This window comes from Sphingobium sp. WCS2017Hpa-17 (genome assembly GCF_031843765.1).
In the GTDB taxonomy this organism is placed as follows: Bacteria; Pseudomonadota; Alphaproteobacteria; order Sphingomonadales; family Sphingomonadaceae; genus Sphingobium.
Genome location: NZ_JAVTIV010000006.1, coordinates 93,042 through 117,698, shown reverse-complemented (window position 1 = coordinate 117,698; position 24,657 = coordinate 93,042). Strand labels below are relative to the sequence as shown.

Below are 24,657 nucleotides of genomic sequence, written 5' to 3'. Positions count from 1 at the left end.
AGTCATGGCGCCATCAACGCTGGCCTCAGCATCCGTGTCCCATATGGGAAGCGGGCATTGTCTATTTAATGCAGGCGCCTGCCGCTCCAGACGACCCGGCCGACAATATCCACCAGCGCCGGATCGATATCGGTCCAATCGGGATAATGGGGATTGTCGCTGACCACGCTGAACCAGCCGCGCCGCGGCCCCATGGCGATGCGCTTGACCATCAGCACCCCGTCCAGCCGCAGCACATAGACGCCGTCGCGCAACCGGCCGGCATCATCCTCATGATCGACCATGATATCGTCGCCGTCGTTGAGCGTGGGCGCCATGGATTCGCCATCGACCCGGATGATCGACACGCGCTGCGGCCTGACGCCCAACTGCCGCAGCCAGCGTGCATCAAACGCCATCACGCCCGCCGCCTGCTCATCCTCGTCCAGCGACCCCTGCCCTGCCGACGCACCCAGCGCCAGACGCGGCACCGTCACCACGGCCGGCATGCCGCGCATCCGGGACGGCGTGGATTGCACGATGGCCAATGAACCTTCGGCCCCGCCCAGAATCTGTTCGGGCACGCCGAAATAGCGCGCCAGCACCCGCCGATCCGCCTCATCCAGCTTGCGCGGCGTGCCACGCTTGATGAATTGTTGGATATAGGCGGGATTGCGACCGATCAGCCGGGACAGATCGGCATAATTTTCCCCGCGCTCGGCAATCAGCCGATCCAGCGCGATCCGGGCGTGCTGCGATTCATCCATATCCAGTCCATAATGATAGGAATTTTCCTAGACAAGTAGGAAATTGAGTTTGAGATAGGAATATACCTATCGACTCGCAGCGGGCGAGTCGCATTGACGGGGGAGAAGAAGGCCCATGCTGCTGCCCATGATCGAACGGTTCCTGCGTGAACATGACATGCCGCCAACCCGGTTCGGACGCGATTGCGCGCGCGATCCGCGCCTGGTCTTCGACCTGCGCCTTGGCCGGGAACCCGGCGATCGGGTGCGGAGACGTGTAGAACATTTCATGAACAACTATTGCAGGAGCGTTCAACAATGACAAGCGCCGATCACCGCTTCACGAGTGCGAAAATCATCCGAAATCAAGCAATAGGAAAAAGGCGGGACGATCCGTTACCCGCCCTGCTGGTGCAATTGCTCGCCAGAGCGGGCCAGCCCGCGATGATCGAGCGGGCGGTCAGCCGCCCCTGGGCCAGCGCCCTGTTCCAGGGCCGCCGCCATGTCATCAGCCTGCGCCTGACCGGGCCGGATGCGCAGGTCCGCCGCGAGCGGTTGCTGGAGGAACTGCCTGAAGCCGAATGGACGCTGTCAGGCTATTTCGTCGGCGATATCTTCGTGGATCGCGACGGCAGCGACGATCAGGGCCAATGGCTGGACCTGTCGGCCCTGACGGTCGAAGACTGGTAGGATCAGCGTCGGCTGGCCATGGAGCGCAGCGCACCCAGCGCGGCGCGCAGCGCTTCATCCTGATCCTGCTCTACGCTGGCGCGGACCGGGACCGCCGGGGCGACCGGCATGTCGGCGATGGTGCCGGCCGGTGCGCTCATCTTGCGCGACCGGTGGGCGAGGCCGCGTTCCAGCCGGTCGGTCAGCTCGGTGATCGACAGGCCATGGGTCGGCAACGGCGCCGGGCGGGCCGGTTCGACGGCCGGTTCGGGCGCGGACAGGGCAGCGGGGATCGACGAGGCCATGGCCGGAGAGATGGGGGCCGCCACCGGCGCCGTCCAGACCGGCTCCGGGATTTCGGCGACGATATCCTCGACGACAGCTTCGTCCTCGATCTCGTCCGCCAGATCATCCTGCACTAGCGTCGGCACGGCAAACGGGCCGGCCGGGCGCAGGAAGGCGGGCTGGGGCAATTGTTCTTCCGCCAGCGGCATCGGCGCGCTGGGCATGGCCAGATTACCCAATGGCACGACGGTGTCGCGTTCCGGTTCGCGCTGCGTCACCAGCGGGCGACGGCCCGATTCGGTCCTGGGAAAGATATCCAGCCCGTCGAAGTCGCGGCTGGCGAAGATGGGCGGGCGCGATGGCGCATCGGGATGTGCATCGGCGCGGCGCAGAACCGGCATGTCCGGTTCGGGCGCGGCGCGGCCACGGGCCAGTGCAGTCAGCTTGGAGAATGCGAAACCCATTTTTCTTGCTCCCTGGACGCGTTTGGCACGTCCTGTTTCATCTTCAAGGGCCGGAACGCCCGGATCGCGGCGCGTCAGGCCAACAATGCCCACCGCCATCAATCCGGCGAAACCTGCCATGATCAGTCGCGCCTTCAACCCCAGCGGGGGCGCTGCGGCCGGCAGCGCTTCGCTCAGGCCACTCGACGCCACAAGCATTTCGACCAGGCCGACCGGCGTCCACAGGAACAGCAGGGCGACCGCCAGACCGGCCAAAGCCGCCAGCGCCATCCCCCGCTTCCTGTCTACGCCTGCCGACACCTTTTTGTTCAACCCCTGCTCAGGCCCTGCTCATGCGGCGGCCCGCGCGCCGGTCGGGCGCGCCAGCAGCCGCTGGTAAACAGGCTCGTAACGCAAAATGTTTGACGACCAGTTACGCTCGCGCTCCACAAAGGCGCGGGCGACGGCGCGGCGCTCGTCCCAGATCCCCCGGTCGGCGAACAGATTGGCCAATGCCGTGGCGATCGCGGCCGGATCGTCCGGCGCAAACAAAGTGCCGGTCACGCCATCTTCGATCAGTTCGCGATGCCCGCCCACGCTGGACGCTGCGACCAGCCGGCCCTGCGCCATTGCCTCCAGCGGTTTCAGTGGGGTGACGAGATCGGTCAGGCGCATCGCCTTGCGCGGATAAGCCAGCACGTCGACCTGCGCATAATAATGTTCGACCTGATCGTGCGGCACCCGGCCGACAAAGACGATATGATCGGCAAAGGGCGACGCCATCGCCTGATCCCGCAGCGCCTGTTCCATCGGCCCGCCACCGACCAGCAGCAGCTTCGCCTTCGGCCGGGCGCGCACGAGTCGCGGCATGGCGGCGATCAGGTCGTCCAGCCCTTCATAATCATAGAAGCTGCCGATGAAGCCGACGACGTCCGCCCCCTCCAGCCCCAGCTTCGCGGTCAGCGCCGGGTCGCGATCGACCGGTGCGCCGAACTGGTCCATGTCGACGCCATTGGGCGACACGACGATCTTGCCCGCGTCCACGCCGCGCGCGATCAGGTCGCCGCGCAGCCCTTCACAGATCACCGCGACGGCATCGGCGGCGCGCACCGCATGGCTTTCCAGCTGGCGGGTCAGCCAGTAACGCGGGCTGCCCTCCACGCCGGTGCCGTTGCCGACCGCTGCATCTTCCCAGAAAGCGCGGATTTCGTAGATCATCGGCAGGCCATGGCGCTTGGCCACGCGCTGCGCCGCGATCGCGTTCAGCACCGGCGAATGGGCGTGAATGACATCCGGCCGCCACTGGCGCACCAGCGCATCGATCGCATCGGCATGGGCCGCGATGTCGCGCCATTCGCGAATCAGCGGATTGCCGCTGGCTGCCGTGCCGGGCGTGCGATGGAAGGTCAGGCCGTCCACCACTTCTTCCGATGGACCGTCCGCGACATGGCGGTGCCCGGTAATACCGCGCACGTCCCAGCCACGCGCCATCTGCGCCCGCAGGATCGCACGGGTGCGAAAGGTGTAGCCGCTGTGGAGCGGCAGACTGTGGTCCAGGACATGGAGTATGCGAGTCATAGCCTGATCTGTTTGCCGAAAAAGGTTTAACGGCCCGTCAACTCTGTCTGGTTAGTGGAGGGACCGTGTCGAACGGAATCACCCCAGCCCCCATGATGGACGCGCGATGATCGACGCCCTGTCGCTGCTGATCAGCCATGGCGTGATCCTGCTCGCCGCCTGGCGGCTGTTGCCGCGCGCCGATCTGGATCGTGATCCGCCGCCAACGCAGCCTTCCGCGTCGGAGCCGCATGCCGATGCGTGACCTTTTCTTCATCGCCTTCCTCGGTATCTTCGGCCTGATGGGCCTGCGCCGACCGTTCCTGCTGGTCGCGGTCTATGCCTATATCGACATCGTTTCGCCCCAGCGGCTGTCCTATTTCCTGCTCAACACCATTCCCATTTCCGCCATGGCCTTTGCTGCCATGGTCGGCGCATGGCTGGCGATGGACGACAAGAAGGATTGCCGATTCTCCTTCCGGCAAGTGCTGATGCTCATATTGGTGGCCTATTGCGGCTACACCACCATGACCGCCGACTTCCCGGTCGAGGCGCTGACCAAATGGAACTGGGTGTGGAAGGCGATCATCGCCGGCATCTTCCTGCCGCTGGTCCTGCGCACGCGCCTGCGGATCGAGGCGCTCACCGTCTTCATGATTCTCTGCGCCAGCACCATCATCATCAATGGCGGCATGAAGACGGCCCTGTCGGGCGGCGGCTATGGCGTGCTCAATCTGATGGTCGAAAATAACAGTGGCCTGTATGAAGGCAGCATCATCAGCTGCGTCGCCATATCGCTGATGCCGCTCATCCTCTGGCTGTCCAACCATGGCACCATCTTCCCGCCCGACTGGCGCGTGAAGACCTTCTGCTATGCCCTGTGCCTTGCCTGCATGTTGATGCCGATCGGGACGGAGGCGCGTACCGGCCTCGTCTGCCTCGTCATCCTGTTCGGCATGATGCTGGTGCGGTCGAAGAAGAAGTTCATCTACGGCCCGCTGCTGGCCATCGCCGGACTGGCCGCCATTCCTTTCCTCCCCGCCAGCTTCACGCAGCGGATGGAAACGATCGAGAATCACCAGGGCGACGAAAGCGCCGCCACCCGCGTCGCGGTGTGGATGTGGACGCTCGACTATGTGAAGACGCATCCGGGCGGCGGCGGCTTCGACAATTATCTCCAGAACAGCTTCACCTATTTCGCCCAGAGCACCGTCGTCGACAGCGGCGGCGCGCGAATCGAACGCCGCACCGTCACCGATCGCGGCCGCGCCTATCACAGCGCCTATTTCGAGATGCTGGGCGAACAGGGCTATTTCGGCTTCTTCATCTGGGCGCTGATCCACGGCATCTGCTTCATTCGGACGGAGACGATCCGTCGTATCTATCGCAAACGCGACGGGCCGGATGAAGCCTGGATCTCCCCCTTCGCTTCGGCCCTGCAACAGGGCCATGTCGTCTACATGATCGGATCGCTTTTCGTGGGTATCGCCTACCAACCCTTCATCTTCATGATGCTCGCGCTCCAGATCGGGCTGGACACTTATCTGACCCGGCTGCGCAAGGATGCGGCCAAGCGCGACCTGGACGCCGCCCTCGCCGCGCGGCACGGAGTTCCGGCATGAACGGCGAATTGCGCGCATTGGGCGTAGCCCATGGCCTGCTGCTGGGACTGGCGCTGGCCTGTCCGCTTGTGGCGCCGGGCCTGTTGCCCTGGGGCATCGACGCGCTGCTGCTGGTCGGCGGCTTCCAGTTGCGGCTGATGGATCGCCGCTTCACCCTGCGCATGGGGGCGAAGGAATGGGTCAGCCATATCATCATGGCGCCATCGCGCCTGCTGCGCTGGGGCGCGGCGGCCGTGGTCGCACTGATCGCCGGGGATATGGGGCTGGCAGGCGCGATCCTCATCGCTGCCTTTGCCTGCGAACTGCTCGCCTATCCGCTGGCCACCCTGCTGATCGGCCGGCGTAGCCTGCCCCATGTCGCGGGCGCGCTGGTGCTGCTGATTGCGGCGACCGGGGCGATGGGCCCGCCTGCCCTGCACCTCACGCTCAGCTTCCTTACCGGCGTCGCCGCCTGCATGGTCTGGCTGCGTGGCCCGGATGGCGAACCACGCGCGCTGGCGCTAGCACTGGGTGGCGGCGCGGCTGCTGTCACCGCGCCCCTGTTGTTCCCCGGCGCCCTCGCCTTCGCCGCCCCGACATTCACCGTCTGCGCCGCCTGGGTACTGGCCCATCTGTCGGTGCTGCGCCGCCCGGTCATGCCATGGCGACTCAGCGCCGTGCCGGGCAGGCTGTCGGTCAGGCTTCGACCGGCTGCGCTGCGGTCACCGCTGCCCTGAAGGCATCGACAAAGGCGGGAATATCGTCCGGCTTACGGCTGGTGATGATATTCCCGTCGATAACGACTTCCCGATCGACCACCTGCGCACCGGCATTGGTCAGGTCGGTACGTACCGATGGCCAGCCGGTCACGGTCTTGCCGCGAACGACGTCCGCCTCCACCAGCAGCCATGGCCCATGGCAGATCGCCGCTACCGGCTTCCCCGATTCCACGAAGGCCCGCACGATCGCCACGGCCTTTTCATGGGTGCGCAGCGTATCGGGATTGGCGACGCCACCGGGCAGGATCAACCCGTCATATTCGGCGATCTTTATCGCATCCAGCGTGATTTCCGGCGTAATCGTGTCGCCCTTCTCGTCATGTTTCATGCCCTGGATCGGCTTTATATCGGGCGCGGCCAGTACGACCTCCGCTCCGGCGTCGAGCAACGCCTGGCGCGGTTCGAACAGTTCCGACTGTTCGAACCCGTCGGTTGCGATGATCAGGATGCGGCTTTCCTCGATGGCGGGCATATGTCTCTCCTTGATGATGCGGGAAGGCTCTTCAACTGCCCGCCTCCGCCACCGGTTGCGGAACGAAGCGACGAACCGCGGGTTTTCTGCTGCAAATGCCCGACGCCCCGCTCATCCACAGCGATCATGACTGCCCCGGCATCAGCCGCCGCGCGTTGAAACATGGCTGGGGCTATTATGATGCCTATGGCAGCCGCATCACTGACCGCGACGAGATCGACCGGCTGAACCGCATTGCCCTGCCGCCCGCCTATCACGACTGCTGGTTCTGCCCCTCGCCCTATGGTCATATTCAGGCAACCGGCCATGACGATCGGGGCCGGAAGCAATATCGCTATCACCCCGACTTCCGCGCCGCGCGGGAGGCGGAGAAATATGCCGGTTGCCCGGATTTCGGCCGTGCCCTGCCGAAATTGCGCGAGCGGCTGGAAGCCGACCTTTCGAAGCGCGGCCTGCGCAAGGACCGCACTCTGGCCGCCGTCGTCCGCCTGCTGGATCTGGCCAAGCTGCGTGTGGGCAACGAACATTATGCCACGACCAACAAGAGTTTCGGCGCCACCACGCTGCGCCGCCGCCACGTCGACCTCAGCGGCAAGACGCTGACGCTCCGCTATCGCGCAAAGTCGGGCAAGCAGCAGCAACTGACCGTCACCGACACCCGCCTGCTGCGTTTCGTGCGGCAGGTACAGGATCTGCCCGGCCAGCATCTGTTCCAATATTTGGACGAGGATGGGGACGCGCGGCCGATCAATTCCAGCGACGTCAACGCCTATATCGCCGATGCCATGGGCGCCCCATTCACCGCCAAGCATTTCCGGACATGGGGCGCCTCCACCATCGCGTTCGAGACGCTGGCGGCCGGTCATGTGTCCCTGAAGCAGATGCTGGAGCCGGTGGCGCAGGCGCTGGGCAACACGCCCGCGATCAGCCGCAAAAGCTACATCCACCCCGCGCTGATCGCGCTTTGCCGCGATGGGCAGGATGAATGGCGCGCGGGGCTTCGCCTGCCGCGCCGAACCCGCTATCTTTCCCGCGAGGAACGCGGCCTGATCGCCTTCCTCGACGCGATAGCCGATTGCGCCCCGCTGGCTGCGGCGGCCTGAGACAAGATTTTCGACCAGACAGGACAGGCATGGCCGACAAGACCGACACTTCTCTTCCCGACCTCAGCATGCATGCGCCCAATTTGCGGGAGTTGGGACATAGCATGATCGCCTGGTTCCAGTTGCATTATGTCCAGATCCTGATCGCGGTCGGCGCCGCCACCCTCATCTATCTGGCGCTGGCGGCGCTGCGCGAACTGGGCAAGCGGCACAAGGGCGGCATCGGCGACCCGCTGGGCTATGCCAATGTGCTGGGCCGTGCGGCGGCCCGCACCACCCATTATTTCATGATCCTGGTCGCTGCCAAGCTGGTGGTGGGCTATGCCGACGCGCCACCCTCGCTGGCGAAAACCGTCACCTTCCTCTTCACTATCGCGGCCGTGTTGCAGGCCGCGCTCTGGGCGCGGGAAATCATCCTGGGCCTCATCGAGCGCAAGACGCTGGCCGAAGATGGCGGGGGCGAGACGCTGGCCAACGCCATGGGCCTTATCCGCATTTTGGTCAGCGTGGCCCTGTTCGCGATCGCGGCGATCGTGGTGCTGGACAATCTGGGCGTCAACGTCACCGGCCTGGTCGCGGGTCTGGGCATCGGCGGCATCGCCATCGGCCTTGCCGCGCAGGGCATTTTCTCCGACCTGTTCGCCGCGCTATCGATCATCTTCGACAAGCCGTTCCGCCGGGGCGAGATCATCACCTATGACCAGACGACCGCGCGGGTGGAGAAGATCGGCCTGAAAAGCACCCGCCTGCGCGCGACCAGCGGCGAGAAGAAGGTGATCGGCAATTCACAACTGCTGCAAAAGGAAATCACCAGCCTCCAGACCCTTAGCCAGCGCCGCGTCACATACGCCATCGGCATCATTTATCAGACGGACGAGGCGAAGGCGGAGGCGATCCCCGCCATGCTGCGGGAGATTATCGAGAGTGAAGGGCTGGCCTTCGTCAATTGCGGCATCGTTGCCTTCGGTGCCAGCAGCCTCGACTATCAGCTGAATTTCGACGTGCCCGACCCCGACCATCATGATTATTTCCAGATGCGCCACCGCATCGGCCTCGCCATCTGGAAACGCTTCAATGCCGAGGGGATCGAGTTTGCCTATCCGACCCAGACCAGCATCACCGCCGGCCCGGATGGGAAGGCGATCATGCCCTATCCCGACGTCCAGCCGGTCCGGCCGGTTGGGGAGGCTGGATAAGAGCGAAACGCCGACACCCCTTCCTGTCTGTCCGGCCGATGAAGTTCAGCATGACGAAAGGATGTTGAGGGTTTAAGCGGCTGATATGAACAGCCTGTCTCCCTCCCTTGCCAAGGCCCGCGCACTGGCGCTGCTCGCGCCGCTCGTCATGCTGGCCGGCGCCTATGCCTTCCAATATCTGGGCGGCCTTCATCCGTGCGAAATGTGCTGGTGGCAGCGTTACGCCCATTTTGCCGCCATTCCGTTGGCGCTGGTCGCCTATGCCGCGCGCGGCCGGGCCTGCATCAGCGGGCTGTTCGCGGGCTTTGCCGGCATCGCGGTCGGCGTCAGCGGCCTCATCGGCCTGTTCCATGCCGGCGTCGAATATGGCTGGTGGGAAGGGCTGACCACCTGCTCCACCTCGCCCGCCGGCGGCAGCGCGGCGGACATGCTCAATCAGATCATGGCCAGCCCCATCACCCGCTGCGACGTCGCCGCGTGGAAGATGGCCGGCATTTCGATGGCGGGCTATAACGGCCTCTTGTCCAGCGCCGCCGCACTCGCCATCTTGGCCCTGCTGCTGAAAGCGAGGAAGGCATGAGCGCTGCAAAGGATTTCCCCCGGCCGGGCAAGCGGCTGAGCGATGCCGATCGCGCCTCCATGGTGCGGGTCGATCAGGCAGGTGAATTCGGCGCGGTGCGTATCTATCGCGGCCAGCTGGCGGTGATGGGCGATCGCCATCCCTATGGCCGGCTGATCGCCGGCATGGCAGCGCAGGAGGAGCGGCATCGCGCCGCCTTCGATGCGATGATCGCGCGGCGCGGCGTGCGACCGACCATCCTCTCTCCCTTCTGGCATGTCGCCGGCTTCGCGCTGGGCGCAGTCACCGCCGCGATGGGGCCGAAGGCGGCGATGGCCTGCACCGCTGCGGTCGAGACGGAAATCGACAAACATTATGCGGACCAACTGGAGGCTCTGGGCGAAGAAGACCCGGAACTCTCCACCGCCATCGCGGATTTTCAGGCGGAGGAGGTCGAGCATCGCGAGGCCGCCATCGCCCATGGCGCCGAACAGGCCCCCGCCTACCCCCTCTTGTCGGGCGCCATCCGTTTGGGATGCCGGGCCGCCATCGCGCTGTCGAAGCGCATCTGAAAAGGACGGATTGATGATGAAGACCCCGATGATCGCAGCGTTGCTGATGCTGGGCGCGTCCGTCCCCGCGCTGGCCCAGCCCGCCGCCGGCCCCGCAACGACCGATACTGAGAAGGTGAACATCGTCATCGTCTATGGGGACGATGCCTGCCCGGAGAGCGCCGGGGACGACATCGTCGTGTGCGCGCGCAAGGGCGAGGAGGAACGCTATCGCATCCCCGAACCGCTGCGTGGCGATCCCAACATGCCCAGCAAGCAAGCCTGGGGCGAGCGCGTCCGATCGATGGAATATGTCGGCCGGTCCGGCACCGAAAGCTGCTCGCCGGTGGGCAGCGGCGGCGCGACTGGCTGTTTCGCGCAGCTCTCGCGTCTGGCCAAGGCCGAGCGGCAAGCGCTGGACAATGCCAGCTGGAAGGATCTGGTCGCCGCCGAGCGCGCCAAGCGCCTGTCGACCATCGATTCGGACAGCGAAGCGATCGAGGCGCGGGTGAAGGCTGAGGAAAAGGCAGCGCAGCAGTCCAAGGCCGAACCGGCGCCGCCGCAATAAGGACGGTTTGGGGGTGCTGGCGGCGTCCCAAGCATGAACCGCCGGGTCATGGGCAGGCCCGGCATGGAACAGGCCAAAGGCAACGGGGACATTAAGGATTTTTGCGATGCGTCACCCCGTCCTCCCCCTGATCGGCCTGCTGCTGGTGCCGTTGCTTCCGAGCGCGGCCGCCGCGCAGGCGGAACCGCCGCCCGAACGCATCATCAACCTGCTGGTCTATGGCGACGACCCCTGCCCGCAGAGCAAGGGCGACGAGATCGTCGTATGCGCGCGCAAGCCCGAATCGGAACGCTATCGCATCCCCAAGAAGCTGCGCGAAAAGCCTGCGGTCGCTGGCGGCCCCGGCTGGGGCAGCCAGGTGGCGACGATGGAACAGGTGCAGCGCCAGACGCTGCCTAACAGCTGCAACGCAATCGGCAGCAACGGCTTCACCGGCTGCACCGCGCAGATGCTGCAACAATGGTTCGCCGAACGGCGCATGCAGGAAAGCGCGGGCGAGCCTTAATCCCTCGGATATAGCCCATCCATATGGGTAAGGCTCTGGACGATCAGCCGCTCCAGCACCGCCATGTCGATCTGCGACAGGCGCTTGATATAGAGGCAGCCCTTGCCGCGCCTGTACTTGCCGAGCGGCGCGGAGTCCGCCTCGTCCAGCCCGGCAAGGTAGAAGACCTGTTCCGCCTTGCGCGGGGAGAAGCCGATCCGGCACATGTCCCCCTCGCGCCCGCTGTCATAGCGATAATGGTAGCGGCCAAAGCCGATGATGCTCGCCCCCCACATATGCGGTGGCTCGCCCGACAGACGCGTCATCAGCGCCGCGACGATGCGTCCGTCCGCCTGCCGCTCGGGCGGCTCCACCCGGATGAGAAAATCCTCGACCGCCGCGTCGCTCTCGATCGTCTTGTTCGGCTCCGCCATGGCTTGCCCTCCCCGCCCGTTTGGACTAGAGGCTAGCGCGTCATCTGGGGAGTAGCCAGCCGTTCCGCGTCATGCGAACGGGCCATGCGTCAACATATTTGGTCGAGAGGCCATGGCGTATGGGAAGCGGGTCGTATCCGCATCGGGCGAGACCAATGGCATCGACGCTTTTCTGTCCGGCCGGGCGGAAAGCGACGGTGGCATTGTGTCTGCTTAACCTACGCCCGGCCCGGAAACATGATGATGGAAGCTCTCTTCACCTCTGCCGCGCTGGTCGCGCTCGCCGAAATGGGCGACAAGACGCAATTGCTCGCCATGCTGCTCGCCACCCGCTTCAGGAAGCCGGTGCCGATCATCCTGGGTATTTTCGCCGCTACGGTGGCCAATCATTTCCTCGCCGCGCTGGTCGGCCATTCGATCGCCGGTGTGCTGACCCAACCCTGGTTCCGCTATGCCGTCGCTGCCTCGTTCATCGCCATGGCCGCCTGGACGCTGGTGCCTGACAAGATCGACGAGGACGCGCCACTGAAAGCCCCGTCGAAGGCCGGCGTGTTCGTGACCACGCTGGTCGCTTTCTTTCTGGTCGAGATGGGCGACAAGACGCAGGTCGCCACCGTGGCGCTCGGCGCCCGATTCGACAATCTGATCGCCGTCACCATGGGCACGACGCTGGGCATGATGGTCGCCAATGTGCCAGCCGTCCTGTTCGGTGAGGCACTGGCTAAGAAGGTGCCGATGCGCGCACTTCAGATCGGCGCGGCACTGCTGTTCCTGGGTCTGGGCCTGTGGATGCTGGCCGATTTGCAGGGCTGGCTGGGTTAAAGTCAGTTGTCAGCGCGCGGTGGCTGTTGCAAGGGGAATGACAGAGTCATTCCCCTAAACATGGACATGGGACGCGCGTGATGAAGGACAGTCTGGTAACGATCTTCGGCGGCGGCGGCTTTCTGGGCCGGCAGGTCGCGCAGGCGCTGATGGCGCGGGGCGCGCGCGTACGGATCGCACAGCGCGACCTGGCCAGCGCGGTCAAGGTGAAGGCGCTCGGCAATCTGGGCCAGTCCCAGTTCGTCGCGGCCGACATCCGCAAGCCAGTGACGGTAGAGCGCGCCATCCAGGGCAGCGACATCGTCATCAACCTGGTCGGCATCCTGTCCGGCGATTTCGACGCCTTCCATCGTGACGGCGCGGCCAATGTGGCGCAGGCTGCCGCGGCGGCGGGCGTCAGGGCGCTGGTCCATATCTCCGCCATCGGCGCGGATGCGAACAGTCCCAGCGCCTATGGCCGGTCGAAGGCGGCGGGCGAGGACGCGGTAAAGGCCGCCTTCCCGACCGCGACCATCATCCGTCCGTCGATCATCTTCGGTGCGGAAGACCAGTTCCTCAACCGTTTCGCCCAGATCATCGGCTCCGCGCCGGTCATCCCGGTGATCGGTGGCGCCACGAAATTTCAGCCCGTCTATGTCGCCGACGTCGCACAGGCGATCGCAAACGCGGCCGAGCAGCCAGGCGTCTTCGGCGGCAAGACCTTCGAGGTCGCCGGCCCGCAGGTGATGAGCATGAAGGAGATCAACGCCTGGATCGCCAAGGCAATCGGCCGTGACAAGCCGCTGGTGGACGTCCCCAATGGCTTCGCGTCGTTGCTGGCGCTGCTGCCCGGCGGACCGATCACCCGCGATCAGCTCGCCATGCTCGGCCGCGACAATGTCGCCGCTCCGGATAGCGAAGGGCTGGCCGCGCTGGGCGTCGACGCAACGCCGCTGGGCGCGGTCGCGGGCAAGTGGATGATCCGCTATCGCCGCCATGGCCGCTTCGCCGGCCGGGTCAGCGCCTGATCATAGAAGGAGGCGGGGCAATCGTTTTGATAGCCTCGCCAACAATGCTCCTCCCCGCAGCCAGACAGTTGGGCGGGGAGGATTTTTTATGCCAAGCACATAGGGCTTTGCCATGGACCTCCATTATCTGACCGTCATTCTGCTGGGAATCGTCGAAGGGCTGACCGAATTTCTGCCCGTCTCCTCGACCGGCCATCTGATCCTGGCGAGCGAATTGCTGGGCTATGACAGCTCCACCTGGGCGATGTTCAACGTCGTCATCCAGCTGGGCGCGATCCTGGCGGTTGTAGTGCTCTACTGGCGCACCTTCTGGGCGGTGGGCATGGGCCTGCTGCGGCGCGAGCCGGTGAGTTGGCGCTTCTTGCGCAACCTGATCATCGCCTTCATCCCCGCCGCTGTCATCGGCCTCGCCGTGCACGACTATGTCGAGATGCTGCTGGGGGCGCCCAAAGTCGTGGCAACAGCGCTGATCGTTGGTGGCATCGCGATCCTGCTGATCGAACGGGCAGTAAAGGAACAGCGCTTCCACGGCATTGCCGACATACCGGCCGTCCGCGTCCTCGGCATTGGCCTCATCCAGTGCATCGCGATGATCCCCGGCGTCAGCCGGTCGGGCGCGACGATCATGGGCGCGCTGACGCTGGGCGTGGAGCGACGCACCGCCGCCGAGTTCAGCTTCTTCCTCGCCATCCCGACCATGCTGGGCGCGACTACGCTGGAACTGCTCAAAAAGGGCGACCAGATCACCAGCGCCGCCGTGGGCTGGGACAGCATCGCGCTGGGTTTCGTCGTCTCTTTCATCGTGGCCCTGCTGGTCATCAAATGGTTTGTCGGGCTGGTGTCGAAACATGGTTTCGCCCCCTTCGCCTGGTACCGAATCATCGCTGGCGCGGCGGCTCTCATCTGGCTCGCAGCACGATAGGTCCGGATCGGTCGCAAATACCCTGCGATATTTGCGATCAATTCTCAATAAAGGCTGAAATGGCCATTTATTAGGTAAGCCATACTGACTTAACTGTCAAAATCGGCGTGACTCCGTCGGTTTTCCTGCTATGCGCACTTCAGCAACATAGTAGGGACAAGGGTATGGCCGACAATCCGATGCTGAAATTCGTGGGCAAGGCGCAATCCTACCCGGAAAAACGCGCGGCGGACGATCGTGCCGATGATTTTCTGGAAATCAGCAAGTCCTTCATTCTGGACAAGGCAGAGGAACAGGCGTCGCGCTGCTCGCAATGCGGCGTACCCTATTGCTCGACCCATTGCCCGTTGCACAATCATATCCCGGACTGGCTGCGCCTGACCGCCGAAGGGCGTCTGCGCGAAGCCTATGAGCTGTCGAACCTGACCAGCACCATGCCGGAAATCTGCGGCCGCATCTGCCCGCAGGATCGCTTGTGCGAAGGCAATTGCGTCATCGAATTTTCCGGCCATGGTGCCGTCACCATCGGCAGCGTCGAGAAGTACATCACCGACACCGCCTGGAAGGAAGGCTGGGTCGAAGCGCTCGTCCCCGGCCAGCCGCGCGGCCAGTCGGTCGGCGTCATCGGCGCGGGGCCTGCCGGCCTGACTACGGCGGAATATCTGCGCGTGGCCGGTTATGAGGTGCATGTCTACGACCGGCACGACCGCGCCGGCGGCCTGCTGACCTATGGCATCCCCGGCTTCAAGTTGGAGAAGGATGTGGTCATGCGCCGCATCCAGCGCCTGAAGGACGGCGGCATCGTCTTCCACGAAAGTTTCGAGGTCGGCCGCGACGCGACGCTGGAGCAACTGCGCCAGAAGCATGATGCGATCATGATCGCGACGGGCGTCTACAAGCCGCGCGACATCAAGGCGCCGGGCGTCGGCGCCGCAGGCGTGGTCAAGGCGCTCGATTATCTCACCGCCTCCAACAAGGCCGGCTTTGGCGACGCCGTGCCGGAACATGAGGATGGCACGCTGCTGGCAACGGGCAAGAATGTCGTCGTCATCGGCGGCGGCGACACGGCGATGGACTGCGTCCGCACCGCCATCCGGCAGGGCGCCAGGTCGGTGAAGTGCCTCTATCGCCGCGACCGGGAGAATATGCCCGGATCACAGCGCGAAGTCGCCAATGCCGAGGAAGAAGGCGTCGAATTCGTCTGGCTGACCGCGCCGATCGCATTCGAAGGCACGGAGCATGTCACCGGCGTCAAGGTAACGAAGATGCGCTTGGGTCAGCCCGACGCATCCGGCCGTCGCGCGCCCGAACCCGATCCGGGCAGCGAACATACGCTTGAAGCGGACCTCGTCATCAAGGCGCTGGGCTATGATCCGGAAGAACTGCCCAAGCTGTTCGGCGCGGACGACCTGTCGGTCACCCGCTGGGGCACGCTGCGCGTCGATCACAAGACGATGATGACCAGCGTGGACGGCGTGTTCGCCGCCGGCGACATCGTGCGCGGCGCATCGCTCGTCGTCTGGGCGATCCGCGACGGTCGCGACGTCACCGACCATATGCACCGCTATTTGAAGGCGAAGGCCAAGGCAGCGGCGGGCGAAAGGGTCGCGGCGTAACAGCCGCCCCTATCCCGCCCCCTCAACACCATCATCATCGGAAGGAAGGCCCGATCATGACCGACACCAATTTCATGGCCAGCCCGGAAGAGCGCGCACGCATCGCTGCCGAGGGCATGTATCACCCCGACCTGGAAGGCGACGCCTGCGGCGTGGGCCTTGTCGCAGCAACCGATGGCCGGCCGAGCCGCCGCGTGGTCGCCAGCGCGATCGACGCGCTGAAAGCCGTGTGGCACCGTGGCGCGGTCGATGCCGATGGCAAGACCGGCGACGGCGCGGGCATCCATGTCGACCTGCCGGTCCGATTCTTCGACGATGCCATCGCCGATTCGGGCCACAAGCCGCTGCCCAACCGCCTCGCCGTCGGCATGATCTTCCTGCCGCGCACCGACCTCGGCGCGCAGGAAGCCTGCCGCACCATCGTCGAGAGCGAGATCATCGAGGCAGGCTACACCATCTATGGCTGGCGTCAGGTGCCGGTGGACGTGTCGGTCATCGGCCAGAAGGCGCAGGCGACCCGCCCCGAAATCGAGCAGATCATGATCGCCGGCCCGATGCCGGAAGAACGCGATCAGGCCGAGTTCGAAAAGGATCTCTACCTCATCCGTCGCCGGATCGAGAAGAAGGTGATCGCCGCGCAGATTCAGGATTTCTATATCTGCTCGCTGTCCTGCCGCTCGATCATCTACAAGGGGCTGTTCCTGGCGGAATCGCTGTCGGTCTTCTTCCCCGACTTGCAGGACGAGCGGTTCGAAAGCCGCGTCGCCATCTTCCACCAGCGCTATTCGACCAATACCTTCCCGCAATGGTGGCTGGCGCAGCCCTTCCGCACCTTGGCGCATAATGGCGAGATCAACACGATCCGCGGCAACAAGAACTGGATGAAGAGCCACGAGATCAAGATGGCTTCGCTGGCGTTTGGCGAGCAGTCGGAAGACATCAAGCCGGTGATCCCGGCCGGCGCGTCGGACACCGCCGCGCTGGATGCCGTGTTCGAGGCGATCTGCCGTTCGGGTCGCGATGCCCCGACCGCGAAGCTGATGCTGGTGCCCGAAGCATGGCAGGCGGACAGCGCCGAATTGCCCAAGGCCCATGCCGACATGTATGAATATCTCGCCTCCGTGATGGAGCCGTGGGACGGTCCCGCCGCGCTGGCGATGACCGATGGCCGCTGGGTCGTGGCCGGCGTCGATCGCAACGCATTGCGCCCGCTGCGCTACACGCTGACCGGTGACAATCTGCTGATCGTGGGTTCTGAAACCGGCATGGTCGTCGTGCCCGAAACCACCATCGTCAAAAAGGGCCGCATGGGTCCGGGCCAGATGATCGCCGTCGATTTGCAGGAAGGCGAAATCTACGACGACCGCGCGATCAAGGACCAGATCGCCGGCGAGCGCCCCTATGGCGACCTGATCAAGGACTTTCTGACCGTCGCCGATCTGGCCGATGCGCCGACCGCGCTGCCCGCCTGGGACAAGGCGGAACTGACCCGTCGCCAGGTGGCCGCCAACCTGACGCTGGAGGATATGGAGCTGATCCTGTCCCCCATGGTCGAGGATGCGAAGGAAGCCATCGGGTCGATGGGCGACGACACGCCGCTGGCCGTCATTTCCGACAAGCCGCGCACGATCAGCCATTTCTTCCGCCAGAATTTCAGCCAGGTCACGAACCCGCCGATCGACCCGCTGCGCGAACGGCACGTCATGAGCCTCAAGACGCGCTTCTCCAACCTCCACAATATCCTGGAGGAAGGCGCGCAGAACAGCCATGTGCTGGTGCTGGAATCGCCGGTGGTGACGAGCGGGGAATGGTCGCGGCTGAAGGCCTATTTCGGCCCCGCCGTGGCCGAAATCGACTGCACCTTCCCGGCGTCTGGCGGGCAGGAGCAACTGCGCGCCGCCATCGCCCGCATCCGTGAGGAAGCCGAGCAGGCCGTGCGTGAAGGTCGCACCGAAATCTTCCTGACCGACGAAGCCGTCAGCGCCGATCGCGCCGCCATTGCCGGCGTGCTGGCGGCAGCCGCCGTGCACACGCATCTGGTCCGCAAGGGACTGCGCAGCTACGCCTCGATCAACGTGCGGTCGTGCGAAGCGCTCGACACCCATTATTTCGCGGTGCTGATCGGCGTCGGCGCGACCACCGTGAACGCCTACCTCGCCGAAGCCAGCATCGCCGACCGGCACAGCCGTGGCCTGTTTGGTGGCCTGTCGCTGGACGCCTGCATCGAGCGCTATCGCACGGCGATCAACGAAGGCCTGCTGAAGATCATGTCCAAGATGGGCATCGCGGTCATCAGCTCCTATCGCGGCGGCTATAATTTCGAAGCGGTCGGGCTGTCGCGCGCGCTGGTCAACGATCTCTTCCCCGGCATGCCGGCGAAGATTTCGGGCGAAGGCTATGCCTCGCTCCATTATAGCGCGATGATGCGGCATCAGGCGGCGTTCGACGCGGCGGCGGTGCGCCTGCCGATCGGCGGCTTCTATCGCCAGCGTCAGGGTGGTGAGAGCCATGCCTATTCGGCGCAGCTGATGCACCTGTTGCAGACGGCGGTGGCGACCGACAGCTACTCCACCTATCTGCAATTCTCGCGCGGGGTCCGCGACCTGCCGCCGGTCTATCTGCGCGACCTGATGGAGTTCAACTTCGCCCGCGAAGCCGTGCCCATCGATGAGGTCGAGGCCACTACCGAAATCCGTAAACGCTTCGTGACGCCGGGCATGTCGCTGGGCGCGCTCAGCCCCGAAGCGCATGAGACGCTGGCGATCGCGATGAACCGTATCGGCGCCAAGGCCGTGTCCGGCGAAGGTGGCGAGGATGCGAACCGCTTCAAGCCATATGAAAATGGCGACAACGCCAACTCGGTCATCAAGCAGATCGCGTCGGGCCGCTTCGGCGTCCATGCCGAATATCTGGCATCGGCCGAGGAAATCGAGATCAAGGTCGCACAGGGCGCCAAGCCCGGCGAGGGCGGGCAGTTGCCCGGCTTCAAAGTGACCGAGTTCATCGCCAAGCTGCGCCATTCGACGCCGGGCGTGACGCTCATCTCGCCGCCGCCGCATCACGACATCTATTCGATCGAGGATCTGGCGCAGCTCATCTACGACTGCAAGATGATCAACCCGCGCGCTCGCGTGTGCGTGAAGCTGGTCAGCCAGGCCGGCATCGGCACCGTCGCGGCGGGCGTGGCAAAAGCCCACGCGGACGTCATCCTGATCGCCGGCCATGTCGGCGGCACCGGCGCCTCGCCCCAAACATCGATCAAATATGCCGGCACCCCGTGGGAAATGGGCCTGTCGGAAGCCAATCAGGTGCTGACCCTCAACGGCCTGCGCCACCGTGTGAAGCTGCGCACCGACGGCGGCCTCAAGACCGGGCGCGACATCGTGATCGCGGCAATCCTGGGCGCCGAGGAATATGGCATCGGCACGCTATCGCTGGTCGCCATGGGCTGCATCATGGTCCGCCAGTGCCACAGCAACACCTGCCCGGTGGGCGTATGCGTGCAGGATGAAAAGCTGCGCCAGAAATTCACCGGCACGCCGGAGAAGGTCATCAACCTGATGACCTTCATCGCGGAGGAAGTGCGCGAAGTGCTGGCGCGTCTGGGCTTCCGCAGCCTGGACGAGGTGATCGGCCGCACCGAGCTGCTTAAGCAGGTCAATCGTGGTGCCGAGCATCTGGACGATCTCGACCTCAACCCGATCCTGGCCAAGGTGGATGCGCCCGACGACCAGCGCCGCTTCAGCCTGACCGAGTGGCGCAATGAAGTGCCCGACAGCCTGGACGCGCAAATGATGCGCGACGCCAAGGCCGTGTTCGAGCGCGGCGAGAAGATGCAGCTGACCTATACGGTGCGCAACACGCATCGCGCCGTTGGCACCCGCCTCTCCTCCGCCGTAACCGATCGGTTCGGCATGTCGACGCTGGCCGACGGGCATTTGACCGTGCGCCTGCGCGGGTCGGCCGGCCAGTCGCTGGGCGCCTTCCTCTGCAAGGGCATCACCCTTGAAGTGTTCGGCGACGCTAACGACTATGTCGGCAAGGGGCTTTCGGGCGGCATCATCAAGGTGCGCACGACCGTGTCCAGCCCGCTTTCTTCCAAGGACAACACCATCCTTGGCAACACCGTCCTCTACGGCGCGACCAGCGGCAAGCTGTTCGCGGCGGGTCAGGCCGGCGAGCGCTTTGCGGTCCGCAATTCGGGCGCGCAGGTCGTGGTCGAAGGCTGCGGCGCGAACGGCTGCGAATATATGACCGGTGGCACGGCGGTCATTCTGGGCAAGACCGGGGCCAATTTCGGCGCAGGCATGACCGGCGGCATGGCCTTCATTCTGGACGAGGATGGCAGCTTCCCGGCGCAGGCCAATCCGGAAGGCATCGTATGGCAACGCCTCGACAGCAAGCATTGGGAAGCGCAGGTCAAGGCGCTGATCGCCGAACATGCGGTCGCGACCGACAGCAAATGGTCCAACACCATATTGGACGACTGGGATCGCTGGCGCCGGTACATCTGGCAGGTCTGCCCGAAGGAAATGCTCGGCCGCCTCGCCCATCCGCTGAGCGACACACCGGCGGAAACGGTCGCGGCCGAATAATCAGGGCCGCCTGATCATTGGGGCAGGATGCTCTCCGTCTCCGTGGGTAACACTATCTGCGGCGGCGGAGTGGCCTCCTGCCCTTGGCGCGTCATCGTCGCGGGCGGCGACGGCGTATCGCCCGACACGAATCGCGTAATCTTCGGCGGCAGGGGGTTAACCGGCACAGGCGGCTCCACGACGGTCGCCATCGCATAATCGTCCGACGGCACCTCATAGCTCGTGTCCATCGGGCCCACCGAGTCCAGCCCGGCCATGTCCGCCTTCCAGCGACGCTCAGCCAGAGTCGGCCCGCATCCGGTACAGTGAATGGCGCCCGGCCCTTTCTGCGTCGTAAAGCCCGCTTCCTCCACGCCATCATCGTCGATCGCGGTATCGATCGTCGCGCTTGCGGCGCGCGCAGGCGCCTGCGGACTGGTGACATAGCTGCCAAGGCCAAAGCCTAAAACCGCTGCCACGCCCAGCGTCACGCCGGTGCCCATCCAGAAATGTGCCGAGAGCATAGGCCGTCTCCCACGAACACTTTATCTTCTCCAATCAAACCCAACGCAAATGACGATCACTTGTTGCATGACCCAAATCGCTTTGCTAAGGGCCGCCTCCTACCAAGTCACCGGCCCCGCCGGTTTCCTGTTTGATGTGCGGTCATGGCGGAATTGGTAGACGCGCAACGTTGAGGTCGTTGTGGCCGAAAGGCCGTGGAAGTTCGAGTCTTCTTGACCGCACCATCACTCCGCCGGGCCTAATGGCCCGGCAGATAACGCCCCCCTCGATACGATTGGCTGTTGCATTGCAACAAGGGCTGGCGTTTGATCGCGCCATGCTCAAGGCCGCCCTGCACCACCTCACCGCCTATCGTTATAACCGCCCGATCCGGCTAGGACCGCAGGTGGTGCGATTGCGCCCCGCACCGCATAGCCGGACGAAGGTGCCCAACTATGCGCTGAAGATCGAACCGGCGAACCATTTCCTCAACTGGCAGCAGGATCCGCATGGCAACTGGCTGGCGCGCATCGTCTTTCCCGACCCGGTCGACCATTTCTCGATCGAGGTCGACCTGCTTGCCGATCTCGACATCATCAACCCGTTCGACTTTTTCGTGGAGCCTTATGCGGAGGATTATCCCTTCGCCTATGACGACCAGTTGAAAACCGACCTTGCCGCCTATTTCGATATCGAGCCGCAGGGGCCGAAGTTCGAGGCGATGGTCGCCCAATATGATGGCTATCAAAGCCGGACGGTGGATTTCCTGGTAGAGGTCAATCGTCGCCTGCAACAACAGGTCGGCTATGTCATCCGCATGGAGGCCGGCGTCCAGACGCCGGAGGAGACGCTGGACGTCGGCACCGGCTCCTGCCGCGATTCGGCCTGGCTGCTGGTGCAGTTGCTGCGGCGGCTGGGCTTCGCCGCGCGTTTCGTGTCGGGCTATTCGATCCAGCTGGTGGCCGATGTCGAACCGATCGAGGGGCCGAAGGGCGTCACACAGGACGTCGTGGACCTTCACGCCTGGGCAGAAGCCTATGTGCCCGGCGCTGGCTGGGTCGCGCTGGACGCGACCAGCGGCATGTTCGCGGGCGAAGGCCATATCCCGCTCTGCGCCACGCCCCATTATCGCTCCGCAGCCCCCATCAGCGGCATGGCCGAACCGGCCGAAGTCGATTTCAACTTTGAGATGAGCGTCAGCCGCATCGCCGAAGCGGTGCGGATCACCAAGCCTTTCACCGACGCCCGCTGGGACGCGGTGATGGCGCTCGGCGCGCAGGTGGACGCAGACCTTGCCGCGCAGGACGTCCGCCTGACCACCGGCGGCGAACCGACCTTCGTGGCCGAGGATGGCGGCGATGCGGGCGAATGGAATGGCGACGCGGTCGGTCCGACCAAGGCCGCCTATGCTGACCGGCTGATCCGCAAGCTGCGCGCCGAATTCGCGCCCGGCGGCCTGCTGCACCATGGACAGGGCAAATGGTATCCCGGCGAAAGCCTGCCGCGCTGGGCCTATGCGGTCTACTGGCGCAAGGATGGCGTGCCGCTGTGGCGCGACGAAAGCCTGATCGCGCCGGACGATGCGCCCGAAGGCGCTGCCACCGTCACAGCGGCAGATGCGCAGGCCTTTCTGGCGCATATGGCCGGCAATATGGGCTTTTCGGCGGACTATACCCATCCCGTCTATGAAGACCCGGCGGTCTGGGCCGTAAAAGAAGCCGACCTGCCGCTCAACACCAGCCCCGACGATCCCAAGATCAGCGATCCCGAAGCGCGCGCCCGCATGGTCAAGACGTTCGAGCGCGGCCTCGACCAGCCGGTCGGCTATGTCCTGCCGGTGCAGCGCTGGCAGACACAGGCGACGACGCCCCGCTGGCAGAGCGAAATCTGGCAGTTGCGGCGCGGCAAGCTGTTCGCGGTACCCGGCGATTCGGCGCTCGGTTATCGCCTGCCGCTCGGATCGCTGCCCTATGTGCCGCCGTCCGACTTCCCCTATATCCATCCCCGCGACACCAGCGAACCGCGCGAACCGCTTGCGGATTTCCGGACGCAGGTCACGCAGCGGGCCAATGTCGAGGAAGTCCGCGCCCAGCAATCGCAGCGCGTCGCCGGGCCGGATGGCGGCGTGGCCGCACAGGACAGGGTCGAGCAGGTCTTTATCGAGGGCGCGGTCCGCACCGCCGTCACCGTCGAACCGCGCGGCCATTATCTGTCCGTCTTTCTGCCGCCGGTGCAGGCGCTGGAAGATTATCTGGAACTGATCGCAGAGGTGGAGGCGGCAGCCGAAGCGCTGCGCATCCCCGTGCGGATTGAGGGCTATGCCCCGCCGCCAGATCCGCGCATCGACGTGCTGAAAGCCACGCCCGATCCCGGCGTGATCGAGGTGAACGTCCAGCCCGCCGCCAGTTGGGACGAAACGGTGGCCATCACCGAACGCCTCTATGCGCTGGCCCGGCAATGTCAGCTGACCGCCGACAAGTTCATGGTGGACGGCCGGTCGGTCGGCACCGGCGGGGGTAATCATATCGTGCTGGGCGGGGCGACTCTCAATGATTCGCCCTTCATCCGCCGCCCGGACCTGCTCAAGAGCTTCGTCCTCTACTGGCAACGGCACCCTGCACTCTCCTATCTTTTCTCGGGCCTGTGCATCGGCCCGACCAGTCAGGCGCCGCGCATCGATGAGGCGCGGCATGACGGCCTGTATGAGTTGGAGATCGCACTGGCGCAGGTGCCCAACCCGTTTTCGGGCGATGGTGCCGCGCCGCCGCCATGGCTGGTGGACCGCCTGTTCCGCAACCTGCTGGTCGATGTGACGGGCAACACCCACCGCACCGAAATCTGCATCGACAAGATGTTCTCGCCCGATGGCCCGACCGGGCGTCTGGGCCTGCTGGAGTTTCGCGGGTTCGAAATGCCGCCCGAAGCGCGGATGAGCCTGGCGCAGCAATTGCTGATCCGTGCGCTCGCTGCATGGTTCTGGCGCCAGCCGCAGCAGGGCAATCTCGTCCGCTGGAGCACGACGCTGCATGATCGCTTCATGCTGCCCCATTTCGTCTGGGCCGATTTCCTGGAAGTGCTGGGCGACCTTCGAAGCGCAGGCTACGACTTCGACCCCAACTGGTTCGAGGCACAGCGGCAGTTCCGCTTCCCCATCCATGGCACAGTCGATGCTGGCGGCGTGGGGCTGGAAATCACCCATGCGCTCGAACCATGGAACGTGCTGGGCGAAACCGGGGCGATCGGCGGCACCGTCCGTTATGTCGATTCATCCACCGAGCGCTTGCAGGTGCGCGCCACCGGTCTGGTCGCCGGGCGGCATATCGTCGCCTGCAACGGCCGGCAGGTGCCAATGACGCCGACCGCCGTGCCGGGCGAAGGCGTGGGCGGCGTGCGCTACAAGGCATGGGCGCCGGCCAACTGCCTGCATCCCAATCTACCGGTCAATGCACCGCTGACCTTCGACGTGCTCGACAGCTGGAGCGGGCGATCGCTGGGCGGCTGCGTCTATCATGTCGCGCATCCGGGCGGGCGCAATTACGATACGCTGCCGGTCAACGGCTATGAGGCGGAAGCCCGGCGCAAGGCGCGCTTCCAGGATTATGGCCATACGCCGGGTCAGGTCGATATGCCCGCCGCCGAACAAGCCGCCGAATTCCCGATGACGCTCGACCTGCGTTTCCAGCATCACGGGCTGTAGGATGATTTCACCCTTTCACCCTAACCCTTATCGGTGCATGCGCACCTCTTTCCCTATCCCGACGGGAGAAGGAAGGGGCCCGCGCCGCA

23 protein-coding genes, 1 tRNA gene and 1 riboswitch are annotated in these 24,657 nt (G+C 64.8%); of the genes, 18 read left to right on the top strand and 6 right to left on the bottom strand.

The window, feature by feature from the left end; genetic code table 11:
* Positions 1-65: 65 nt before the first annotated feature.
* Positions 66-746 carry a S24 family peptidase gene (locus RQH62_RS11580; protein ID WP_311268910.1) on the bottom strand — a complete coding sequence of 227 codons (681 nt, stop codon included), beginning with the start codon at positions 744-746 and terminating at the stop codon, positions 66-68.
* 115 nt (positions 747-861) lie between these two features.
* Between RQH62_RS11580 and RQH62_RS11575 the strand changes: the two genes are divergently transcribed.
* Both RQH62_RS11575 and RQH62_RS11570 read left to right on the top strand, forming a co-directional pair.
* Positions 862-1,047 carry a hypothetical protein gene (locus tag RQH62_RS11575; protein WP_056692447.1) on the top strand — a complete coding sequence of 62 codons (186 nt, stop codon included), beginning with the start codon at positions 862-864 and terminating at the stop codon, positions 1,045-1,047.
* Positions 1,044-1,415, top strand: a complete 372-nt coding sequence (locus tag RQH62_RS11570; RefSeq protein WP_311268909.1) for a hypothetical protein — start codon at positions 1,044-1,046, stop codon at positions 1,413-1,415. The genes RQH62_RS11575 and RQH62_RS11570 overlap by 4 nt, the downstream gene beginning before the upstream one ends.
* A 2-nt stretch (positions 1,416-1,417) precedes the next feature.
* Here the strand turns inward: RQH62_RS11570 and RQH62_RS11565 are convergent, their stop codons facing one another.
* Positions 1,418-2,413, bottom strand: coding sequence for a hypothetical protein (locus tag RQH62_RS11565; protein ID WP_311268908.1), 996 nt, complete (start codon positions 2,411-2,413; stop codon positions 1,418-1,420).
* A 60-nt stretch (positions 2,414-2,473) separates the two neighbouring features.
* A complete protein-coding gene (locus RQH62_RS11560) occupies positions 2,474-3,700 on the bottom strand; it encodes a TIGR04063 family PEP-CTERM/XrtA system glycosyltransferase (RefSeq protein ID WP_311268907.1) in 1,227 nt (408 codons plus the stop codon).
* A gap of 106 nt (positions 3,701-3,806) precedes the next feature.
* On the opposite strand from RQH62_RS11560, the gene RQH62_RS11555 reads away from it, so the two are divergent.
* Genes RQH62_RS11555 through RQH62_RS11545 form a run of 3 tightly spaced genes read left to right on the top strand, consistent with a single transcriptional unit; the run spans position 3,807 to position 6,017 of the window.
* On the top strand, positions 3,807-3,944 hold the full coding sequence (locus tag RQH62_RS11555) for a hypothetical protein (protein WP_311268906.1): 138 nt from the start codon (positions 3,807-3,809) through the stop codon (positions 3,942-3,944).
* A complete protein-coding gene (locus RQH62_RS11550) occupies positions 3,937-5,301 on the top strand; it encodes a DUF5935 domain-containing protein (protein ID WP_311268905.1) in 1,365 nt (454 codons plus the stop codon). Before RQH62_RS11555 ends, RQH62_RS11550 begins: the two co-directional genes overlap by 8 nt.
* Positions 5,298-6,017, top strand: coding sequence for a hypothetical protein (locus RQH62_RS11545; RefSeq protein ID WP_311268904.1), 720 nt, complete (start codon positions 5,298-5,300; stop codon positions 6,015-6,017). Before RQH62_RS11550 ends, RQH62_RS11545 begins: the two co-directional genes overlap by 4 nt.
* Here RQH62_RS11545 and RQH62_RS11540 read toward each other — a convergent pair.
* Complete coding sequence (locus RQH62_RS11540) at positions 5,977-6,531, bottom strand: type 1 glutamine amidotransferase domain-containing protein (protein WP_311268903.1); 555 nt, start codon at positions 6,529-6,531, stop codon at positions 5,977-5,979. The two genes, RQH62_RS11545 and RQH62_RS11540, sit on opposite strands and share 41 nt — an antisense overlap.
* A gap of 95 nt (positions 6,532-6,626) precedes the next feature.
* Between RQH62_RS11540 and RQH62_RS11535 the strand changes: the two genes are divergently transcribed.
* The 6 genes from RQH62_RS11535 (at position 6,627) to RQH62_RS11510 (ending at position 11,013) form a co-directional block, all read left to right on the top strand.
* Complete coding sequence (locus RQH62_RS11535; protein WP_311268902.1) at positions 6,627-7,634, top strand: DNA topoisomerase IB; 1,008 nt, start codon at positions 6,627-6,629, stop codon at positions 7,632-7,634.
* A gap of 29 nt (positions 7,635-7,663) precedes the next feature.
* Positions 7,664-8,830: a mechanosensitive ion channel domain-containing protein gene (locus RQH62_RS11530; RefSeq protein WP_311268901.1), complete on the top strand. Its 1,167-nt coding sequence runs from the start codon at positions 7,664-7,666 to the stop codon at positions 8,828-8,830.
* Positions 8,831-8,915: 85 nt separating this feature from the next.
* Positions 8,916-9,410: a disulfide bond formation protein B gene (locus RQH62_RS11525; protein ID WP_311268900.1), complete on the top strand. Its 495-nt coding sequence runs from the start codon at positions 8,916-8,918 to the stop codon at positions 9,408-9,410.
* The gene (locus RQH62_RS11520; protein ID WP_311268899.1) at positions 9,407-9,961 is read left to right on the top strand and encodes a demethoxyubiquinone hydroxylase family protein; all 555 of its coding nucleotides are present in this window, start codon (positions 9,407-9,409) and stop codon (positions 9,959-9,961) included. Before RQH62_RS11525 ends, RQH62_RS11520 begins: the two co-directional genes overlap by 4 nt.
* A 13-nt stretch (positions 9,962-9,974) precedes the next feature.
* Positions 9,975-10,508: a hypothetical protein gene (locus RQH62_RS11515; RefSeq protein WP_311268898.1), complete on the top strand. Its 534-nt coding sequence runs from the start codon at positions 9,975-9,977 to the stop codon at positions 10,506-10,508.
* A gap of 106 nt (positions 10,509-10,614) precedes the next feature.
* Positions 10,615-11,013: a hypothetical protein gene (locus tag RQH62_RS11510; RefSeq protein WP_311268897.1), complete on the top strand. Its 399-nt coding sequence runs from the start codon at positions 10,615-10,617 to the stop codon at positions 11,011-11,013.
* On the opposite strand, the gene RQH62_RS11505 is transcribed toward RQH62_RS11510, so the two are convergent.
* The gene (locus RQH62_RS11505; RefSeq protein WP_311268896.1) at positions 11,010-11,426 is read right to left on the bottom strand and encodes a DUF1801 domain-containing protein; all 417 of its coding nucleotides are present in this window, start codon (positions 11,424-11,426) and stop codon (positions 11,010-11,012) included. The genes RQH62_RS11510 and RQH62_RS11505 overlap by 4 nt on opposite strands.
* A gap of 33 nt (positions 11,427-11,459) precedes the next feature.
* Positions 11,460-11,597: riboswitch (yybP-ykoY riboswitch) on the top strand.
* 72 nt (positions 11,598-11,669) lie between these two features.
* On the opposite strand from RQH62_RS11505, the gene RQH62_RS11500 reads away from it, so the two are divergent.
* The 5 genes from RQH62_RS11500 to gltB all read left to right on the top strand — a co-directional run bounded on the left by RQH62_RS11500 (position 11,670) and on the right by gltB (position 20,388).
* On the top strand, positions 11,670-12,248 hold the full coding sequence (locus RQH62_RS11500; protein ID WP_311268990.1) for a TMEM165/GDT1 family protein: 579 nt from the start codon (positions 11,670-11,672) through the stop codon (positions 12,246-12,248).
* 80 nt (positions 12,249-12,328) lie between these two features.
* Entirely contained in the window at positions 12,329-13,255 is a 927-nt protein-coding gene (locus tag RQH62_RS11495) for a complex I NDUFA9 subunit family protein (RefSeq protein WP_311268895.1), read from the top strand.
* 112 nt (positions 13,256-13,367) lie between these two features.
* Positions 13,368-14,177: an undecaprenyl-diphosphate phosphatase gene (locus tag RQH62_RS11490; protein WP_311268894.1), complete on the top strand. Its 810-nt coding sequence runs from the start codon at positions 13,368-13,370 to the stop codon at positions 14,175-14,177.
* A 164-nt stretch (positions 14,178-14,341) separates the two neighbouring features.
* Positions 14,342-15,793, top strand: coding sequence for an NAD(P)-dependent oxidoreductase (locus tag RQH62_RS11485; RefSeq protein WP_311268893.1), 1,452 nt, complete (start codon positions 14,342-14,344; stop codon positions 15,791-15,793).
* A gap of 56 nt (positions 15,794-15,849) precedes the next feature.
* Positions 15,850-20,388: a glutamate synthase large subunit gene (gene gltB / locus RQH62_RS11480; RefSeq protein ID WP_311268892.1), complete on the top strand. Its 4,539-nt coding sequence runs from the start codon at positions 15,850-15,852 to the stop codon at positions 20,386-20,388.
* Between the two features lie 14 nt (positions 20,389-20,402).
* Here the strand turns inward: gltB and RQH62_RS11475 are convergent, their stop codons facing one another.
* The gene (locus tag RQH62_RS11475; protein ID WP_311268891.1) at positions 20,403-20,891 is read right to left on the bottom strand and encodes a hypothetical protein; all 489 of its coding nucleotides are present in this window, start codon (positions 20,889-20,891) and stop codon (positions 20,403-20,405) included.
* A gap of 138 nt (positions 20,892-21,029) precedes the next feature.
* Here RQH62_RS11475 and RQH62_RS11470 point away from each other — a divergent pair.
* Positions 21,030-21,116: transfer RNA gene (locus RQH62_RS11470), tRNA-Leu, on the top strand.
* Positions 21,117-21,208: 92 nt separating this feature from the next.
* Positions 21,209-24,568 carry a transglutaminase family protein gene (locus RQH62_RS11465; RefSeq protein WP_311268890.1) on the top strand — a complete coding sequence of 1,120 codons (3,360 nt, stop codon included), beginning with the start codon at positions 21,209-21,211 and terminating at the stop codon, positions 24,566-24,568.
* The last annotated feature ends 89 nt before the right edge of the window (positions 24,569-24,657 follow it).

Bases quoted from the DNA above. Each gene is read 5' to 3' on its own strand.
- RQH62_RS11550 (WP_311268905.1), top strand. From the start codon at position 3,937: ATGCGTGACCTTTTCTTCATCGCCTTCCTCGGTATCTTCGGCCTGATG.
- RQH62_RS11505 (WP_311268896.1), bottom strand. From the start codon at position 11,426: ATGGCGGAGCCGAACAAGACGATCGAGAGCGACGCGGCGGTCGAGGAT.
- RQH62_RS11580 (WP_311268910.1), bottom strand. From the start codon at position 746: ATGGATGAATCGCAGCACGCCCGGATCGCGCTGGATCGGCTGATTGCC.
- RQH62_RS11475 (WP_311268891.1), bottom strand. From the start codon at position 20,891: ATGCTCTCGGCACATTTCTGGATGGGCACCGGCGTGACGCTGGGCGTG.
- gltB (WP_311268892.1), top strand. From the start codon at position 15,850: ATGACCGACACCAATTTCATGGCCAGCCCGGAAGAGCGCGCACGCATC.
- RQH62_RS11515 (WP_311268898.1), top strand. From the start codon at position 9,975: ATGATGAAGACCCCGATGATCGCAGCGTTGCTGATGCTGGGCGCGTCC.
- RQH62_RS11530 (WP_311268901.1), top strand. From the start codon at position 7,664: ATGGCCGACAAGACCGACACTTCTCTTCCCGACCTCAGCATGCATGCG.
- RQH62_RS11485 (WP_311268893.1), top strand. From the start codon at position 14,342: ATGGCCGACAATCCGATGCTGAAATTCGTGGGCAAGGCGCAATCCTAC.
- RQH62_RS11570 (WP_311268909.1), top strand. From the start codon at position 1,044: ATGACAAGCGCCGATCACCGCTTCACGAGTGCGAAAATCATCCGAAAT.
- RQH62_RS11525 (WP_311268900.1), top strand. From the start codon at position 8,916: ATGAACAGCCTGTCTCCCTCCCTTGCCAAGGCCCGCGCACTGGCGCTG.
- RQH62_RS11465 (WP_311268890.1), top strand. From the start codon at position 21,209: ATGCTCAAGGCCGCCCTGCACCACCTCACCGCCTATCGTTATAACCGC.
- RQH62_RS11500 (WP_311268990.1), top strand. From the start codon at position 11,670: ATGGAAGCTCTCTTCACCTCTGCCGCGCTGGTCGCGCTCGCCGAAATG.
- RQH62_RS11560 (WP_311268907.1), bottom strand. From the start codon at position 3,700: ATGACTCGCATACTCCATGTCCTGGACCACAGTCTGCCGCTCCACAGC.
- RQH62_RS11535 (WP_311268902.1), top strand. From the start codon at position 6,627: ATGCCCGACGCCCCGCTCATCCACAGCGATCATGACTGCCCCGGCATC.
- RQH62_RS11565 (WP_311268908.1), bottom strand. From the start codon at position 2,413: ATGGCGCTGGCGGCTTTGGCCGGTCTGGCGGTCGCCCTGCTGTTCCTG.
- RQH62_RS11510 (WP_311268897.1), top strand. From the start codon at position 10,615: ATGCGTCACCCCGTCCTCCCCCTGATCGGCCTGCTGCTGGTGCCGTTG.
- RQH62_RS11555 (WP_311268906.1), top strand. From the start codon at position 3,807: ATGATCGACGCCCTGTCGCTGCTGATCAGCCATGGCGTGATCCTGCTC.
- RQH62_RS11545 (WP_311268904.1), top strand. From the start codon at position 5,298: ATGAACGGCGAATTGCGCGCATTGGGCGTAGCCCATGGCCTGCTGCTG.
- RQH62_RS11575 (WP_056692447.1), top strand. From the start codon at position 862: ATGCTGCTGCCCATGATCGAACGGTTCCTGCGTGAACATGACATGCCG.
- RQH62_RS11540 (WP_311268903.1), bottom strand. From the start codon at position 6,531: ATGCCCGCCATCGAGGAAAGCCGCATCCTGATCATCGCAACCGACGGG.
- RQH62_RS11495 (WP_311268895.1), top strand. From the start codon at position 12,329: ATGAAGGACAGTCTGGTAACGATCTTCGGCGGCGGCGGCTTTCTGGGC.
- RQH62_RS11490 (WP_311268894.1), top strand. From the start codon at position 13,368: ATGGACCTCCATTATCTGACCGTCATTCTGCTGGGAATCGTCGAAGGG.
- RQH62_RS11520 (WP_311268899.1), top strand. From the start codon at position 9,407: ATGAGCGCTGCAAAGGATTTCCCCCGGCCGGGCAAGCGGCTGAGCGAT.